Source organism: Clostridium nitrophenolicum (assembly GCF_055391695.1).
The window spans coordinates 3,705,815-3,724,293 of sequence record NZ_AP042469.1; the positions used below are offsets into that span (position 1 = coordinate 3,705,815).

At 32.6% G+C, this 18,479-nt stretch carries 13 protein-coding genes; all 13 read right to left on the reverse strand.

What is annotated here, in order from left to right:
- Positions 1–131: 131 nt before the first annotated feature.
- On the reverse strand, positions 132–1,655 hold the full coding sequence (hutH, locus tag ACZ5N4_RS17665) for a histidine ammonia-lyase (RefSeq protein WP_464203814.1): 1,524 nt from the start codon (positions 1,653–1,655) through the stop codon (positions 132–134).
- Between the two features lie 29 nt (positions 1,656–1,684).
- Entirely contained in the window at positions 1,685–2,323 is a 639-nt protein-coding gene (locus ACZ5N4_RS17670) for a cyclodeaminase/cyclohydrolase family protein (RefSeq protein WP_464203815.1), read from the reverse strand.
- A gap of 27 nt (positions 2,324–2,350) precedes the next feature.
- On the reverse strand, positions 2,351–3,613 hold the full coding sequence (hutI, locus tag ACZ5N4_RS17675) for an imidazolonepropionase (protein ID WP_464203816.1): 1,263 nt from the start codon (positions 3,611–3,613) through the stop codon (positions 2,351–2,353).
- A 21-nt stretch (positions 3,614–3,634) separates the two neighbouring features.
- On the reverse strand, positions 3,635–5,656 hold the full coding sequence (locus ACZ5N4_RS17680; RefSeq protein WP_464203817.1) for a urocanate hydratase: 2,022 nt from the start codon (positions 5,654–5,656) through the stop codon (positions 3,635–3,637).
- A gap of 30 nt (positions 5,657–5,686) precedes the next feature.
- Positions 5,687–6,583: a glutamate formimidoyltransferase gene (gene ftcD / locus ACZ5N4_RS17685; protein WP_464203819.1), complete on the reverse strand. Its 897-nt coding sequence runs from the start codon at positions 6,581–6,583 to the stop codon at positions 5,687–5,689.
- A gap of 443 nt (positions 6,584–7,026) precedes the next feature.
- Positions 7,027–7,854: a diaminopimelate epimerase gene (locus ACZ5N4_RS17690; protein WP_464203821.1), complete on the reverse strand. Its 828-nt coding sequence runs from the start codon at positions 7,852–7,854 to the stop codon at positions 7,027–7,029.
- A gap of 161 nt (positions 7,855–8,015) precedes the next feature.
- Positions 8,016–9,503, reverse strand: coding sequence for an amino acid permease (locus ACZ5N4_RS17695; protein WP_464203822.1), 1,488 nt, complete (start codon positions 9,501–9,503; stop codon positions 8,016–8,018).
- A 186-nt stretch (positions 9,504–9,689) separates the two neighbouring features.
- Entirely contained in the window at positions 9,690–12,734 is a 3,045-nt protein-coding gene (locus ACZ5N4_RS17700; RefSeq protein ID WP_464203823.1) for an AAA family ATPase, read from the reverse strand.
- Between the two features lie 224 nt (positions 12,735–12,958).
- Positions 12,959–13,534: an indolepyruvate oxidoreductase subunit beta gene (locus tag ACZ5N4_RS17705; RefSeq protein WP_464203824.1), complete on the reverse strand. Its 576-nt coding sequence runs from the start codon at positions 13,532–13,534 to the stop codon at positions 12,959–12,961.
- A 2-nt stretch (positions 13,535–13,536) separates the two neighbouring features.
- The gene (gene iorA / locus ACZ5N4_RS17710; protein WP_464203825.1) at positions 13,537–15,324 is read right to left on the reverse strand and encodes an indolepyruvate ferredoxin oxidoreductase subunit alpha; all 1,788 of its coding nucleotides are present in this window, start codon (positions 15,322–15,324) and stop codon (positions 13,537–13,539) included.
- A gap of 32 nt (positions 15,325–15,356) precedes the next feature.
- Positions 15,357–16,025, reverse strand: a complete 669-nt coding sequence (locus tag ACZ5N4_RS17715; RefSeq protein ID WP_464203826.1) for a hypothetical protein — start codon at positions 16,023–16,025, stop codon at positions 15,357–15,359.
- Between the two features lie 78 nt (positions 16,026–16,103).
- Complete coding sequence (gene hisC / locus ACZ5N4_RS17720; RefSeq protein WP_464203827.1) at positions 16,104–17,204, reverse strand: histidinol-phosphate transaminase; 1,101 nt, start codon at positions 17,202–17,204, stop codon at positions 16,104–16,106.
- Between the two features lie 12 nt (positions 17,205–17,216).
- Positions 17,217–18,278, reverse strand: a complete 1,062-nt coding sequence (gene buk / locus ACZ5N4_RS17725) for a butyrate kinase (protein ID WP_464203828.1) — start codon at positions 18,276–18,278, stop codon at positions 17,217–17,219.
- Between the last annotated feature and the right edge of the window lie 201 nt (positions 18,279–18,479).

The following is an 18,479-nucleotide window of genomic DNA, read 5'->3' on the forward strand; positions in this document are numbered from 1 at the left end:
TTACTTTCAAGTCTATATTATATTTTAATCAAAAACAAATAAATATTCCACATGTTTATTTAATTATTACAGGCAAATTTAAAAAAGTGGACAAAGCCCACTTTTTTAACAATTTACTATATGCACAAATTCTAAATCTTCAAGTCTACCTTCTTCTCTACTGCTTCAAGAAGTTCGCCATTTATCATAAGCTCTTCACATTTATCTAGCTCTTTATACATGATTTTATCTTCTTCAATAAAGCTTACTTTTTCTCTTATTACTTTGTATACTTCACTAGTCCCTTTACCTAGCTTAATTCTATCTCTAAAATCTATAGCTTGACATGCAGCCATAAGCTCTGTTGCAAGTACTCTTCTAGCATTATTTAAAATGTCTAAGCTCTTTCTAGCTGCAATAGTTCCCATACTTACATGATCTTCTTGGTTTGCTGATGAAGGTATAGAATCCACTGATGCTGGATGCGCAAGAACTTTATTTTCTGATACTAAAGCAGCAGCAGCATATTGTGTAATCATAAAACCTGAATTAACTCCACCATTCTTTACAAGGAAAGGAGGTAAATCATTTAATTGAAAATTAACTAATCTCTCAAGTCTTCTCTCCGATATATTAGCAAGTTCAGCTACTGCAATACCAAGAAAATCGAAGCTCAACGCCATAGGTTGTCCATGGAAGTTTCCTCCTGATATTACATCTCCATTTTCAAATACAATTGGGTTGTCTGTTGCGGAGTTTATTTCTATTTCCACTTTTTCTTTTACATAATTTATCGCATCCTTGCTTGCGCCATGAACTTGTGGTACGCATCTTAGTGTATATGCATCCTGAGTTCTCATTTCTCCTTGATTGGTTATAGAAGAACTATCTTCTATTAGGGCAAGCATATTTTTAGCTGTTTGTATTTGCCCTTTGTGAGGTCTTACCTCATGAACTCTTGGATCAAAAGCATTTCTTATTCCCCTTAAGGCCTCTAATGTCATTGCTGCTGTAATATCACTAAGCTTCAATAGATTTATGCTATTATATACAGCTATGGCACCCACTGCAGTCATTACCTGAGTTCCATTTATTAAAGCTAACCCTTCTTTTGCTACCAGTTCTACTAATGGTATACCTGCTTTTTCCATAGCTTCTTTACCTGACACAATATTACCCTTAAACTCAGCTTCGCCTTCCCCAATCATAGGTAATACCATATGTGAAAGTGGTGCTAAATCGCCAGATGCTCCTAGTGATCCTTTTTCTGGTATAATAGGATGTACTTCTTTGTTAAGCATATCTATTAAAGTCTCTAAAGTACTTAATCTTATTCCTGAATAGCCTTTTGATAAAGCATTTGCTCTTAATAACATTATAGCTCTTACTATTTCTTTAGGAAATTTTTCACCTGTACCACAGGAATGAGATATTATCAAGTTTCTTTGAAGAGTTTTGCATTCTTCTCCTGATATAACTATATCAGAAAATTTTCCAAACCCTGTAGTAATTCCATAAACTACTTTATTGTTGTTAACTATGTTATCAACTATCTCTCTTGATTTTTTAACCTTTTCCTTAGCATCATCAGTAAGCGCTACTTTATAGCCTTTATATGCAACATTTATTATATCTTCTAAAGTAAGATTTGTTCCGTTTAATTCAATAATCCCCATGTTTTTTCCTCCTTAACTTCTGTTAAACTCTATACCAATTTACTTTCTATGATTCCCATGATTTCTTCTTTTTTCTTCTTACTATTTTCCAATAGATATTTGCACTTATCTTTGAACTCTTGTTTACGCTCTTCATCTTTTAAACCCATGATATTTATTTTTACGTTTAATATTGCACCCTCTATAGCAGTTTCTACTAATGACGCTGCAACTCCAGCATCTGACACTGCATTTTTATTTCCATATTGTACTGCTATATAAATATGGTCATAAAGCTTATATGCTTTTTCAGCCACCTGCAGTGGTATTTCTAAAGACTCTTTATTACCCTCTGCTATTTTTTCTTTTCTACTTCTGATTTCATCTTCTGTAGTTTTAGGCATTTTAAAAGCTTCCATTAATGACAAGAAAGCATTAGTATCTCTTTCCATAAGTTCTAAAAATTCTTCTTTGCATGAGTTAACACCTTTAAAGGAGTCACCAATTCTTTCCTTTAATAACTCATCGTACTCCATGTATTCTTTCTTTCCAATTGTAAGATTAAATACCATGCTAGCTAATGCACTGGCAAGGGAAGCAGAAAGTGCTGCTATGCTTCCTCCCCCTGGTGCTGGTGATTTAGATCCTAACTCATCTATAAAATCTTTTAAGGTTAGATTCTGTAACATTTTACAATCCCCCATTTTAATCTAAAGTTACTCATGTTTATATACAGGTTTTCCATCCTGAACTACAATTGACCCATTTTTAACTACCTTATCTACTGCATTTACTCCAAAATGGTAGAATAAATAATTTAAATTTTTAGCGTTAAATATAGCTAAATCTGCCTTCTTGCCAATTTCAATACTTCCGATTTCTTTTTCTCTACCAACTGCACAAGCAGCATTTATAGTCATTGCATTTATTATTTCCTCTGGCATCATCCTAAGCCCAAAGCAAGCAAAAGTCATAGTGCTTTGTAACGATTCAGTTGGAGAAGTTCCAGGGTTACAATCAGTGGATAAGGCTACCGGAACACCCTCTTCTATCATTTTTCTTGCCCTTGCAAACTTATTTAACATTAAATAAAAGGATGTAGTCGGTAGTAATACTGCAATGACATTATTATCAGCCATAGCCTTTATACCTTCATCTGAAGCTGCTACTAAATGCTCTGCAGATACAGCTTTAATTTCTCCAGCAAGTTCTGCTCCTCCTATAGATTCTATTTCATCTGCGTGAAGCTTAGCTTTAAGCCCTAACTCTTGTCCTGCTTTTAAAATTTTCCTAGCCTCTTCTACAGTGAATACGCCTTCTTCACAGAAACAGTCAACAAATTCAGCTAAATTATTCTCTTTAATATAAGGCATTACTTTATTAATCATAAGATTTATATATTCTTCCCTATTGCCTTTATACTCTTTAGGTATAGCATGTGCACCAAGATATGTTGAAACTATATCTATAGGATGGGTTTTATTTAGATTTTTGTTTACTTGCAGCATTTTTATCTCATTTTCAAAATCTAAGGCATATCCAGATTTACTTTCTACTGTTGTAGTACCATGTGAAAGCATTAAATCTAATCTTTTTCTAGTTTCAGCTTCCAGCATTTCTTGTGAAGCTTCTCTTGTTTTACTTACAGTACTTAATATACCGCCACCAGCATTTAGTATATCTATGTATTTCATCTTTTGAAGCTTTAAAGGCAATTCAAACTCTCTTGAGCCTGCATACACCACATGAGTATGACTGTCTATAAGTCCTGGAGTTACAGTTTTACCTTGAGCATCTACTACAACTCTATTATCATTTAAGTATTTTTTATATCCATCACCGCTGCCTACATCTACTATAAAGTTATCTTCTATTACTATATAACCATTTTCTATTATACCAGCGTCTTTTAATTTATCTTTAGTTTTAGGGAAGCTGCCAGCACAAGTTACTAGACAGCTTATATTTTTAATTATCATTTAATTCCCTCCAATATTTATTTAAAAATATTTAGAAACTGCTTTTTTTACTAAATCATCATCTGCTAAATATGGAAGTGTTACATGATCTGTTCCTGTATGAGTTTTATTAAACTCTATTACTGTTTCAATTGAATGTTCATTTCTTGCCCATGAACGTCTTGAAACTCCTCCCATAACATCCCAAGTCATTGCTGATTTAATTATTTCATCTATTCTATAGCTTCCATCTAAGACTAGTCCAAAACCTCCATTTATGGATTTTCCTATACCAACACCACCGCCATTATGAAGAGCTACAAGACTCATACCTCTAGCAGCATTACCAGCATAACATTGAACAGCCATATCTGCCATTACATTACTTCCATCTTTAATGTTTGAAGTTTCTCTAAATGGAGAATCTGTACCACTAACATCATGATGGTCTCTTCCTAGCATTATAGGACCAACTTCACCTTTTCTTACCATTTCGTTGAATTTAAGAGCTATATTTACTCTTCCAATTGTATCTTGATATAATATTCTTGCTTCTGTTCCTACTACCATGCTATTCTTTTCTGCATCTTTTATCCAGTTATAGTTATCTCTATCCTGATATCTTCTATTAGGATCTATGCACTCCATAGCAGCTTTATCTGTTTTAATTAAGTCTTCTCTCTTACCGCTTAAGCAGACCCATCTAAATGGTCCATAGCCATAGTCGAATAATTGAGGTCCCATTATATCTTCTACATATGAAGGGAATATAAATCCGTCTTTTTCATCTATTCCATTCTTAGATATTTCTTGAACACCAGCATCATATATTGCCTTCATAAATGAATTACCATAATCGAAGAAGTACGTTCCTTTTTCTACCAAAGCTTTTATTAACTCAAAATGAAGTCTAAGAGTCTTATCTACTAACTTAGCAAAAGTTTCTCTATCTTCTGCAAGTAGTCTTGTTCTTTCTTCAAAAGTAATTCCACTTGGACAGTATCCACCTTCATATACATTATGACAGGAAGTTTGGTCTGATAATAAATCTATTTTTATATTGTTATTAACTGCATATTCAAGTAGATCTACTATATTTCCTTCATAAGCAATTGAAATAGGCTCTTTTTTATCTACATATTCTTTAGCAATCTTAAATACTTCTTCTAGGTTAGCTGAAGCTTTATTAACCCATCCTTGCTCTAGTCTTGTATTTATTCTTGATCTATCTACCTCTGCAATTATACCTACACCATTTGCTATTTCCATAGCTTTTGGCTGAGCACCACTCATTCCGCCAAGTCCTGAACTTACAAAAATGTATCCTCTTAAGTCTCCATCATTCGGAATGCCAAGTTTCATTCTTCCAGCATTTAGTAGTGTGTTAAATGTACCATGAACTATACCTTGTGGTCCTATATACATCCATCCTCCTGCTGTCATTTGTCCATAATTTGCCACACCCATTTCTTCTGCTATTTCCCAGTCCTTTAAATTGTCAAACATACCAATCATTAGAGCATTAGTTATTATTACTCTTGGTGCATTTGGATTGGATTTAAATAATCCTAGAGGATGACCTGATTCAATTACTAGAGTTTGGTCTTGAGTTATAACTTCTAAATACTTCATTATAAGTCTGTATTGCATCCAGTTCTGACATACACTTCCTGTCTCTCCGTAAGTAACTAACTCATAAGGATATAAAGCTACTTCAAAGTCTAAATTATTATCTATCATAACCTGGAATGCTTTACCTTCTACGCATTTTCCTGCATATTCGTCGATAGGCTTTCCATATAATCTTCCTTCTGGACGGAATCTATATCCGTATATTCTTCCTCTTGTAGTTAATTCTTCTAGGAACTCAGGAATTAACTGTTCATGATATTGAGATGGGATATATCTTAAAGCATTTTTTAAAGCAATTTCTGTTTGTGCTTTAGTTAAATTAAAGCCTCTATTTGGTGCTCTTCTTATTCCTTCTTGAAATTTAGGCATTTCAGGTAATACATCGTCTAATCTTACAGTCATAGCATCCTTAATATTAATATTGTTAACCATATCATATCCTCCTCTTATTTTTTATATAAACTATTCACTAAGTCTTGACTCTAATACTTGATTTATATCAAAGTTTTCAATTTGAAGATAATATTCTGCACAATCTATTAAAGCTTTCATTGGAACTAATCCAATAACCTCAGCTCCTACTACTGGAACACCATATCTCTTTGCTTCCATCTTCACCATTTCCTGTGCAGTATAGATAGCTGTTTTTTCATACTGTACTAAGTTTATTGAAACTTGAGCTATGTTTCTTTCAGTTAGCATTACTCCAACTGCTTTAGCGTATCTTAAACCTCCATTTATGTGTCTTATTTTTCTAGCTATTGCATTTGCTATTTCTATATTATTTGTACCTAAATTTACATTGTATGCGATCAGTGGGAACCTAGCACCTATAACGGTAGCACCGCTTTTTTCATTCATTTCATTTGGTCCAAAATCTGGCTTCCACTCAGGTTGTTTTATTTTTTCAAAGAATCCCTCATATTGACCTTTTCTTATATTGGCTAAATTTTGTCTTTCTGGTGCTGTTGCTGCATCTTCATATAAATACACAGGAATATTTAATTCCTCTCCAACTCTTTTTCCTAATTCCTTAGCTAGTTCAACACATTCTTCAGTAGTTATGTCCTTTATTGGAATGAAAGGAACTACATCTGTTGCACCCATTCTTGGATGTGCTCCCTCATGCTTACTCATATCAATTAATTCTGAAGCTTTTTTAATAAGTTTAAAAGCAGCTTCCTTTACTTCCTTTGGTCCACCTATCATGGTCACAACTGACCTGTTGTGGTCTTTATCTGAACAATAATCAAGTAACTTTACTCCTTCTGTTTTTCTAACTTCATCCACAATTTTTTCAATTATTTCTTTATCTCTACCTTCACTAAAATTTGGTACACATTCTACTAATTTTGCCATATGTATTTCCCCCTTAGTTTGTTTTATTTGATTCTATTGTACCGTTTACACATCTACATACCGTCTATTTAATAAGTATTTATTAAGAATTTTCTATATAATTTAATTATTTTTTTATCGACGCTAAAACTTTCACTTATTTTTTATTTCAATAAACTGAATTCACAGATTATATTTCTTTTCTATTTCTTAAATTATTATTAGTTAATTCCGAGAACTGAATATTTCATAAAAACAATCAAAAAAATTAAAAATAGAATTGTCCCAAATCTGCATAGAATAAGTGTTTAGGTACAATTCCTATATATGGTTTCAAACTAAAAAATTGACTTCCACAAAGGGCTATGTTTCCAAAGCTGAAACCTAGTCCGGGGTGTAAGTCAATTTTCGGCCTTATAGCCCTATAGTTTAAAATATAGATTTTTAGTGCTGCGAAACTTAAATTATATATAAACCTCTCCTTCAGCAACTATACTCACATTACCCTTCAGATAAATATCCTCAATCAGACCATTCTTCACGGTGGTAAGGACATCTATATTTCCACCAGGCTGCTTTACTTTTTTATCAATACTACTGCGGAACTTTGAGGACAATACTACACCAAGAGCGGCAGTACCTGTACCGCAACCTCTTTCCCATATAATGCTTCCAGTGTTTTTAACATAGACAAGGGGCGTCATAAAATCTTCTTCTTCATTATAAAACATTATTCCGAGAGCACTGTAAGGTAATGGAGAAAGCTCTTTTACAAGCTTAAGAAGCAACCCTTCACCAGGAAGATCATTACCTGTAGATATCACTACGTGGGCGATCCCATCAAACTCTACAAGAAGCCCACTGTAATCAATACCTTTGTAATTAATTTCAATAGGATTGATTGACTTATGCAGTGGAATTTTAACCTTTACTTCAAAGGTATTATCGGTGAGCTGTTTAACTTCACTGTAGAGAATCTGCTCAACTGCTGATGATTCAAAAGGCACAATGTGCTTGCCCTCTTTCAATTCAAAGGAACTATAACCTTTCTGAACCATTACAGCAGCAAAAGCTCTTGAAGCGTTGCCACAAAACTCTCCTCCCATCATATGAAGCCTTGAACAGCTTCCATTAAGGTTAGGCCTTTCAATAAACCCTACTTGCTCAGCATGGAGGTTATTATAATTCATAAGCTTGTTTGCTACTTCGGGGTATATTGATCTGGAAAGAGGATCAAGTATGAATATTGTCATGTTTTCAGTGGGGTTTACCTTTACAAAATTTAATTTCATTAAGATTAACACCTCTTTTTCTTCGATATAATAACTCATATTCCGCTAAACTTATTTTACATATTCAATAGTTTAGTATATCGGTCATTTCTTATATAGTTATATATTATGCGAAAAAGAGGCACTAGAAAAATAGTTATGCGGAATATAAGATATAATTACTATTCAGCTATTTTTTCTACATGTTCAAAGTCACATTCCATTAGAGGAACCATCTTTGTATTATTTACTTTCTTGTAGCCAAGATAAAGACATAAAAATATAGGAATAACTCCATAGTTAGTTATAAAGTCAAACCAACTGAAGGTTTCTGCCTGAAATACCCATATATTAGCACCAAATAAAACAACAACACAAAGTATCATTGCAAATATAGGACCAAATGGATACCACAAGGCTTTATATTTTAGATCTTCAATCTTTCTACCTTGAGCAGCATAAGCTTTTCTGAATCTGTAGTGGCAAATTGCTATTCCCAACCATGCTAAGAAGATTGTAATTCCAGATAAATTGTAGAGTATATAGTATATCTTACCATCACCAATAAGCGATGCAAAGAATGCTGTTGATGCGACAGCTGCTGTAAGAATAAGTGCATTTATTGGAACGCCTCTTTTGTTTAACTTAGCAAATAATTTTGGGGCTTTTCCTTCTTTAGCCATAGCATATACCATACGAGATCCTGCATAAAGTCCTGAGTTACCACAGGAAAGAACGGAAGTTAATATAACTGCATTCATTATTGACGCAGCGGCAGCAATACCAGATCTTTGAAATACAATAGTAAATGGGCTATATGCTATTTCGGATACACCATTTTTCAATAAATTAGGATCAGTAAAAGGAATAATAAAACCAATAACAATAATTGCACCAATGTAAAATATAAGTATTCTCCAAAAAACTGAATTTATCGCCTTTGGCACATCCTTTTCAGGATTTTCGGATTCACCAGCTGCAAGTCCAACCACTTCTGTACCAGCAAAAGAAAATCCAGCTGTTAAAAAGCTCATCAGTATTGCTACTCCTCCACCTACAAATGGTGCAGAATTACCTTTTCCATCATTAAGTGTCCAATTGCTAAAGCCTGTTGAATGGCCTCCCATGATTCCAAATATCATAAGTATACCAACAATAAGAAATATGATAATTGTTACAACCTTTATACTTGAAAACCAATATTCACCTTCACCGTACGCTCTTGCGGACATTAAATTTAAACCAAATAAAATAATTAAAAATCCTACACTCCAAAAGGTAGTCTGTGTATTAGGCAACCAATACTTAATAACAAGTCCAGCTGCAACTAATTCCGCTGCAACAGTAATTGCCCAGTTAAACCAATAATTCCAGCCTAGTGCAAATCCAAGTGCTGGATCAACAAATCTTGATGCATAGGTTTCAAAAGAACCGGAACTTGGTATCATTGTCGCCATTTCTCCTAGTGACGTCATTAAAAAATATACAAGAATCCCCATAAGTCCATACGCCAAAATTGCACCACCAGGACCTGAAGAACTAATGGTGTTACCACTGGTAAAGAATAGACCGGTTCCAATTGCACCCCCTATAGCAATCATGTTCATGTGTCTTGTCTTTAAACTTCTTTGCAATTCGCCGTGATTTTTTGTTTCCAAATTTGTGTTCATAAAATCCCCCCTTGTTCTCTTTAAGTTAATATCACTTTAATCAGCTGCAGCTAAATTAATTATATCGTTTACACATCTCTAAAACGTCTATACAGATGAAAGTTTGTTAAAAATTTATTAAGAATATTCTATAAAATTTGATTATTTTTATTGACGCACAAAATAAGCTGATGTTTTTTACATCAGCTACTCAACTTTTATTCTATTTAAAGCATCAATTTGATGCTGGTCTCTTGCTTCGGTTAAATATTTTTTCCCCTGTTCAATATATTCTTTTAAATCATCCTTTAAATAGTTTCCAAAAGTTTGTTCAATATAAAAATTATCTTTCATACTTGCCTTTAATTCTGCTTTAACTTTAAAAACTGTTCCTATCTCTTTAGGATTCTTCAATGCCTTTGAATTCATGTCAGCACTCTTCAGATACTTTAAGGCTCCTTCAAAATTTTCTTCCTCTACTAAAATCAGAGATACAAATGCTTCTGCTATAGCTCTTCCCCATATAAAATCAAACTGTCTGTAGATATTCATCGCATTCAGGAAATATCCCTTTGACAAATTATAATCACCAATATAATAAGCTGTTTCCCCTGCATTGGTTTGAAATAAAGCAAGACAAGTAAGCGCATTCTTTTCTTCGCATATTTTAATAGCCTTATTGTAATAGTGTAGTGCTTCCAAAAATTTACCGGTCTTCTTTCTTATATCGCCAATATAGTTATAACAAGCTGCTATATTCAAGACATACTGGTCAGAATTATTTTTAGTGGCACTTAGTGTATTTATTGATTCATACATTAAAGCTTCAGCTTCATCATAGTCTCCAACCATCTTTTTATACAACGCCTTGAGTCTCAATAATATGCCTATCTCTTTGTTACAATTGTATTCCACAGCTATATCAAGTCCAAGGTTAATATAAGTTATCATTTCATCAGTGTTATTTGTTTGTATACAATAATAAATCATCTGTTTGCATCCCTCAATAGCATAGCTTGAGCTGCTAATTTCCTCAGCCTTTTCAATCATATTTTGAATATTTCTAATTCCTTCACCATATTCACCTTTTCTTATTAAATATCTACCTTTTATATGAAGAACACATACTTCAAGTTCTAATGTTTCAGCTGAGTTTCCTTCTTCATCCTTTACCTTATTTAGAAGGTCTTCTATTTCAGAAATGTTTTTTACAGTTTCACTTTCATTAAAATATAACTTATTGTATGTATCTTTGTTATTATAAATTACCGGGAAAAGCTCGTGACTAAAATTAAAATATATATTTAAGCTTTTCATCCTATATTTTAAAGTAGCTGTGTAATTGCTAGCACTTTGAAAATGATAAATTAATTTATAATAAACATTGATATCGCTTATATTATTTTTAAGAGTTCTTTCAAAAATTTCTCCTATCCTATTATGAAGTATTTTCTTTCTTGCTTGGGATAGCTGTGTGTATTGAAATTCTCTTAATTTTTGGTGAGTGAACTTAAAGCATATATTATTTCCATTAATTACTTCTTTTAGAATACACTTTTTCTCAAGTTGCTCTATTATATCCATAATCTGAAGTTCATCCTTATGTGTTAACTCTTTTAAAATAAACATAGGCACTTCATCGTCAAATAATGAAGATATTTCAACTATCTTTCTTTCATCATCAGTCATGTCTACAAATCTACCCTTTAAAACATCCTGCATTTTAGATGTCATTATATTTACATTTTTCTTTAGTTTAATGGTATTTAGATATTCTGTAAGAAAAAAGGTATTACCTTCAGTCTCTATGTATATTTTATTTATCATTTCCTTTGACAAACTTAAATCTGGAAGAGCTTTTTTAATAAAATGTTCTACTTCATCAGCATTAAATCTAATTAGTTCTATAACTTGGATTCTATTATATTTGCAAATTGAAGCAAAGAATTTTTCTGTACAAGTATTAATCTCATTTCTACAGGTAATTAAAAATGTTATATTACTTCCTTGAGAGTGAGAAATGATACTCGTAAGCAGTGATATGCTAGTTAAATCCATCCATTGAATATCCTCAAAAACTAACAAAACCTTCTTTTTTATGGATATTATTTTTAAAATATCATTTACTATATTTCCTATTACATCATACTTTAATAGATCTAGTGCATTTTCTAGCTTAACACTTTCCGAAAATCTACTATTGCCTGTTTCATTAGTAAAGTTACCTATTATATTTTCTAAAATAGCAGGGATTTTAATATTATCAGTACTTATTGTATATGCCAAATCTGAAATGATATTTCTCCATGGTTTTAAGGTATAATCGTTCTCAAATTGATAACAGTTTGTTTCAAATATGTATGTATCTTTTCTGTTTATAGATTTAAGAAACTTGTCTTTAAGGCTCGTCTTTCCTATTCCCATTTCTCCCTTTATCAATATAGATTTTGCACTCTTATCATTAATAAAGTCTGTATAGTTTTTTTCTAGTAACCTTAATTCATTAAACCTTCCATAAAAATAACTTTTGCAGTTTTCTGTCTCTCCTCTGGCATTCATCAAATCAAGTACTTCTTCAAATACTTCTTTAGTTTTATCGCTAGGAGTTATAGATAGTTCCTTTTCTAATATATCCGAAAGTTCATTATATAGCTTTATAGCATTATTAAATTTGTCTTGGTTCTTATAGCAATTAATTAGAGTTCTATATGCTTCCTCATTAAATTCATCTACTTTTATAAGCAACTTACAATAATGCTCAACTTTGTTATAGTTTTTATTTTCTTTCTCTAATTCTATTTTACAGCTAAGTTTTTTTAAATATAGTTCCTCAAGATACTCTTGAGTTTCAAGCATCCACTTCTCAAAGTTCTCAGCATCCTTAGGTATATACCCCTTTAAAAACTTGCCTGCATATATATCTATTTCATCTTCATTAGTAACAAATGTATCAACATCTGTTTCAATATTTATATTAGGATTTAACGTAATTATAGATTTATTTGAGAAGGATAAAATCTCCTCATCTCCAAAGGATTTTTTAAGCTTATATATTGCATTTCTTAAATTTTTTCTTGCAACATTTTCTTCCATATCTGGCCATAAAAGTCCTGATAACTCTTCTCTTGTAGCCTGTTTCTTAACTACTAGATAGCAAAATAAAGCTTGTACCTTGCTATAGGGAAATGATACATTTTTTCCATTTAAAGTTACAATAAAGCAGCCAAGTAATCTTACATGGATATAACTCATATCATCACCTCTCTAAACCCATATAATCATTAATTGCCAATTCATAATTAATTATAAATTTTTCGAATTTTGTTGTCAATTTACCGCACTAATATGTTAGCCTAGTATCTAGGTGTTGCTTTATTCTTAGACATATGAAAATAAATAACGAGTCAAAGATAGTTGAAAAAATAAGACAATGGAGCTTTTCCATTGCCTTATTTAAGTTCAAATCATCAGTATTTCTATAGTGCCATTCCTTTTTCAAGTGCAGACACATTTAAATCAACAAATTTTTCTTTTACATTTTCTTTTACAGCTTTAATCCAGTCAACATTTTCAACATTTAAAGCTTTTAATAGTCCACCTAGCATAACTATATTTTGTGCTTTTATATTTCCTAATTTTAAAGCTTCTTCAGCAGCATTTATAACAGTTACATTTTCAAATGCTCCTTTTACTTTATCAATAACATTTTCAGGATATTTTTCTTTTCCTGAAAGTACAGTAGCTGAAGGAATTGAGTAATCATTTATTACTATCTTTCCATTTGGTTTTAGGTAATCTATCCATCTTAACGCTTCTATTCTTTCAAAAGCCACTATTAAATCTGCTTGGCCTAAGCCTATTATAGGAGAGTAGACTTTTTCACCATATCTAACCTGTGTTGTAACACTTCCTCCTCTTTGAGCCATTCCATGAACTTCTGACATTTTAACATCATAGCCGGCATCTATTAACCCACTAGAAAGTATCTTTGAAGCTAGAATAATACCTTGTCCTCCAACTCCTACTAAAAGAACGTTTTTTACTTCACTCATTATTATTCACCAACCCTTTCTATTGCACCAAACGGACAAACTTGTGCGCATACAGAACATCCTACACACATAGTTGGATCTATGCTTGAGTATTCTTTCATAGCTATCGCTGGACACCCTGTTTTTGTACACATTTTGCACTTTTTACACTTTTCTTCATTTACACTATAAGTTTTTGAACTTAAATCAAATTGTTTTTTATCTTCTTCAGTAAACTTTTTAAGAACACATGGCCACTTTGTAATAATTACTGTAGGTTCTGTTGCTGTCAACGCAGCGCTTACAGCCTCATCTGTTTCTTTTAAGTTTAATGGGTTTACAACTTTTAAATTCTTTACGCCAATAGCCTTACAAAGATTTTCTATATCAATAGCTTCAGTCTTTTCTTCTGCTAATGTATAACCAGTTCCTGGATTTTGTTGATGTCCTGTCATTCCAGTTATTCTATTATCTAGTATAATAGTAACTGAGTTTCCTCTGTTATATACTACATCTATTAAGCTTAAAAGTCCTGAATGGAAGAAAGTTGAGTCTCCTATTACACTTACTACTTTCTTGTCTACTCCATTTACGTCGAAAGCTTTTTGAGCTCCATGTCCTGAGCTTATAGATGCTCCCATACAAATACAAGTATCCATTGCATTTAAAGGCTCTGATGAACCTAATGTATAGCATCCTATATCGCCTGTAATCATTATGTTCTTTTTCTTAGATAATGTATAGAATAAACCTCTGTGAGGGCATCCTGCACATAATGTAGGTGGTCTTCCTATAACTTCATCTTTTAAAGCTTCTACTGAGCTTGCTGCTTCAGTTTTAGCTTCACACTCTGTGCCTAATAGAGCATTTGCAATTATATCAGGATTTAGCTCTCCTATATTTGAAATTTTTTCTTTTCCTATACAAGCTATTCCCCTTGCTTTTAATTGCTCTTCTATATATGGCTCTAACTCTTCAATTACATATAAAGTTTCAACTTCTTTTGCAAACTCTTCTATCTTTGCAAATGGAAGTGGATGGGTAAAACCTAACTTTAAGTATGAAGCCTTATCACCAAATACTTCTTTAGCATATTGATAAGATATACCTGAAGTTACAATACCTATCTTTTTATCTCCATATTCTACTCTATTTAAAGGAGTGTTATTACTGAATTCTTCTAACTTCTTTAATTTATCTTCAACAACTACATGAAGCTTTTTACCATTTGCAGGAGTTGCAACAAATTTAGCTATATTTTTTACATATGGTTTGATTTCAAATGCTTGTCTTTCTCCAAGTTCCACAAGAGTTTTTGAGTGGCATACTCTTGTTGTAACTCTATAAAGAACTGGTGTATCAAATTTTTCTGATATTTCTAATGCTTCTTTTATAAAATCCTTAGATTCTTGACTGTCACTTGGCTCAATCATAGCAATTTTACCAAATTTAGCATAATATCTGTTATCTTGTTCGTTTTGTGATGAATGCATACCTGGGTCATCTGCAGATATTAATACAAGCCCACCATTTACTCCAGTGTATCCATATGTCATTATAGGATCTGCTGCTACATTTACTCCAACGTGTTTCATTGCAGCAAGAGATCTTGCTCCTGCTATGGAAGCTCCTATAGCTACTTCTAACGCTACTTTCTCATTTGGAGCCCATTCTGAATAAACCTCTTTATACTCTGCCATATTTTCTAATATTTCAGTTGATGGTGTTCCTGGGTAAGCTGCAGCTATTGTTCCTCCAGCTTCATAAAAACCCCTAGCAATTGCCTCATTACCTGTCATAAGCTTTTTCATTTATATTCCTCCTCTTTCTAAAACCTATCATATTAATTGGTTACTTCATTTAATTGAGTCTTTTGTGCTTTCTTTTTTGCAAAGGCTAATATTAACCCTAATGCCATTGATAACATTGCGGCAACCAAAACTCTATATTCAGGTGGTAATAAAAAAGTTATTGTATGTGCTGGTATCCAGAAAATCGGAACAGTCTTTAATATAACAAAGGATACAAATCCCGCCCAATCAATCTTTCTAACAACATCGCCAATATTTGTACTGCTTCCTTCATACTTTGAATCTATGAAGGTATCAGTTATTCTGTGGAATGCCATCATTGTTGGCGCAAAGGTTACATTCATTATGGCACTAGTGAAGAATGCAAAAGCAAACTTGGAACCTTTTCCTGGAAGAAGACCTTTAGACAATGCTGCCATAACACCTGATGCAAACATATCAAATATCAATACGATAGCCATACCTAAAAATCCCCAGATAGCAGCTCTATAAATTACTCCCTTAGGAATAATCCAACCTCCTGCTACAATTCTTATTGCTAAAAGTTCGCCCATTGTTGCAAGTATGCTAAACTTTATAAACCCTCCTGCATAAGGATGCGCAGTTGTAAACTTCATAAATACATCATGAGTGGTAGGCACTACTAGTATTGCTATTAATGCTGCTAAGACTAAAGTCCATACTATATCTCCTTTTTTCAAGCTATATCCTCCTCGTATTCTTCACATTATTTTTTAAACCTCTAGCCTATGCTAGAATTGTTCATTTTCTCTTATTTTCTAAATTTCCTTTAACACTTCATCTAATCTCTTTATAAACTTTTCTGTTTGTTCCATTGTTCCTGTACTTACTCTAAGCCAGCTGTCCCATCCCCATAGGTATCCTGGCCTTATAATTATTCCTTTTTTGAGTAGACCTTGGAACACTATTCTCGAATCTTCATTTACATTAACAAAAACGAAATTTGCATTAGGTTTTATATACTCAAAATTCTTTTCTTGAAAATATTTTTCCATTAACCCTAGTGATTTGTAGTTTAATTCAACAGTTTTATCAAGATGTTCTTGATCTTCTAGTGCTGCAATAGCTGCTGCTTGCGCAAGCCTATTTACGCTAAAGGTTAATTTTATTTTATTCATTGCATCAGCAATCTCTTTTGTTGTCAACAAATACCCTACTCTAACTGCTGCAATTCCTGCCACTTTAGAGAAAGTCCTTAGAATGATAGTATTTGGTCTTTGTTTTAATATATCCAAGCTTTCTGGATATTCTGGGTTCTTTATTGCATAGTCATAATAGGCTTCATCTAATACAATTACTACATCTTCAGGTGTATTTTTCACTAAATAATCTAAGTCTTCTTTAGGCATTATATTTCCTGTAGGATTATTAGGATTACATACAAATATTAATTTTGTTTTTTCATTTATTCTTTCTACAAAAGTTTCAAAATCATGCTTATAACTCTTTAGAGGAATTTTAACTGCAACTCCTCCCATAAAACATACTTCTGAAGAGTATTTATCAAAGCTAGGATTAGCCATTATTGCTTCATCACCAGGATTTATAAAGGTTTCTGCTATCATCTTTAAAAGTTCTTCTCCGCCATTACCTATAACAATATTTTCAACAGGCAGCGCATACTTTTCTGATAGCTTAATTTTAAGTTCTGTTGAGTTTGCCTCAGGATAGATATGTATATTTGCCGCTTCTCTTCTTATAGCTTCTATAGCCTTAGGAGATGGTCCTAAGGGATTTTCATTTGATGCTAATTTCTCAATTTCCTCTATGCCCAATTCTCTCTTTAGCTCTTCAATTGGCTTACCAGGAACATATGGCTTTACATAAGATACTTCATTTTTAAATAAGCTTTTCCCCATGATCTTATCCCCCTATCCTAAATTATATTCATGTGCCTTTTCTTCACCCTTTAACACTCTAAGAGCCCCAAAAGCTAATGCCTCTAATTCATTTTCTCCAGGAACAATTTCCACTGGAGCAATAAATTGTACTCTTTTCTTTATCCAACCAGTCATCATCTTTGAGTATGCAATACCACCTGTAATTATTACTGCATCTACTTCCCCATCTACCACAGTTGCAAGTTCCCCAATTCCTTTAGCTATTTGATATGCCATAGCTTCATAAACTAATTTGGCATTTTCATCGCCACTTTCAATTTTCTTTTCAACTTCTAAAGCACTATTAGTACCTAAATTAGAAACTAATCCGCCTTCCCCTCTCATTTTCTTTTTCATTACATTTTTGTCAGTACTATAACACATTTGCATCAAACGTTTACAAGATATTCTTCCAGCTCTTTCAGGTGAGAATGATCCTTCATCATCACCAACAATATCAACCATCTTGCCTTTGGTGTGAACACTGATAGATATTCCTCCACCTAGATGAGCAACAATTAGATTACAGTCTTCATAAGCTTTACCTAATTTTTGTGCTACCTTTATTGCCACAGCTCTCATATTTAATGCATGAGAGAAGCAGTCTCTTTTTACATCAGCTATTCCTGTTATTCTTGCAATATCTTCTAGCTCATCTACGGCCACTGAATCATAAATAAATGCAGGTATATTTAATGGTTTAGATATTTCATTTGCTATTATTGCACCTAAATTTGCAGCATGCTCCACTAAAGGTCTATTAGCTAGTCTATCTACCATAGAATCATTTACTCTATATGCTCCTGATTTTACTGGAGGTAATAATCCACCTCTCCCAACAACAGCAGATAATTCTTTAACATCGAAATTCATTTCTTTTAGAGACTTCATTATAGCTTCATATCTCATCTCATATTGTTCTGTTATGTTTTTGTATTTTGCTAACTCTTCATTAGAGTGCTCTATATTTTTCTTAAATAGTTCTTTTGTTTCTTCATAAAGAGCTATTTTAGTAGACGTAGAACCTGGATTAATAGCTAATACTTTGTACATTATTTCACTCCTCTATTATAGAATTTTTCTAAAATTACCTTCAATTCTGTATTTAGCAAATATTATGCCAGTAATTACAATATTCCTAAATCCTTTATTTTTCTACATTATTATAAAAAAAATATAAACAAACGGGGTAAATGGTTCAAAAATCCGATACCATTTACCCCGTTTGCATAATTTACTTTGAAGACTCCTATA